Source organism: Sphingomonas lacusdianchii, from assembly GCF_022664395.1.
Lineage (GTDB): Bacteria > Pseudomonadota > Alphaproteobacteria > Sphingomonadales > Sphingomonadaceae > Sphingomonas > Sphingomonas lacusdianchii.
Window position 1 is genome coordinate 1 of sequence record NZ_JAKRET010000089.1, and the last position, 517, is coordinate 517.

Sequence of the window (517 nt, forward strand, 5' to 3'; positions counted from 1 at the left end):
CCCCGCTGGACGCCCATCGCCGCGCGAAGAGCGCGCCGATGAGTGGGCGCTGACGCGCCCTGCTCGGCCCTGAAGGGGGCCGAGGAGGAGAGAGGGATGGAGAGTGGTGTCGAGGACAAGGGGTCCGAAGACGATCAGGAGACGACATCATGAACATCGGTTCGATCAAGCAGAACGACGCGGGCATCTTCATGGGCCGCATCTCGACGCTGGCAGTGGCGATGACGATCGCGCTGAAGCCGGTGCAGTCCAGCAACCCGCGCGCACCGCGCTACGAGATCCACGCGCTGACCCCGGGCCGCACGTGGGTGCAGGTCGGGGCGTTCTTCGAACTCACCTCCAACAACACCGGCGAGGCGTTCCTCAACGGCCGCATCGACGATCCCTCGCTCGCCGCCCCGCTCCAGGTCTCGGCCTTCCGCCAGGACGACGGCTCGTACAACATCGTGTGGCAGCGCGCGCAGCGTCGCCGCGACGTCGGTGCCGCCCTCGGCGTCAAGAGCGAGGACGATCTGGC

1 protein-coding gene is annotated in these 517 nt (G+C 68.3%); it reads left to right on the forward strand.

Annotated features, from left to right (window positions below; all coding sequences use genetic code 11):
* Positions 1-149 precede the first annotated feature (149 nt).
* The coding region (locus MF607_RS22620; RefSeq protein ID WP_242122405.1) for a DUF736 domain-containing protein at positions 150-517 on the forward strand (368 nt) is incomplete at its 3' end.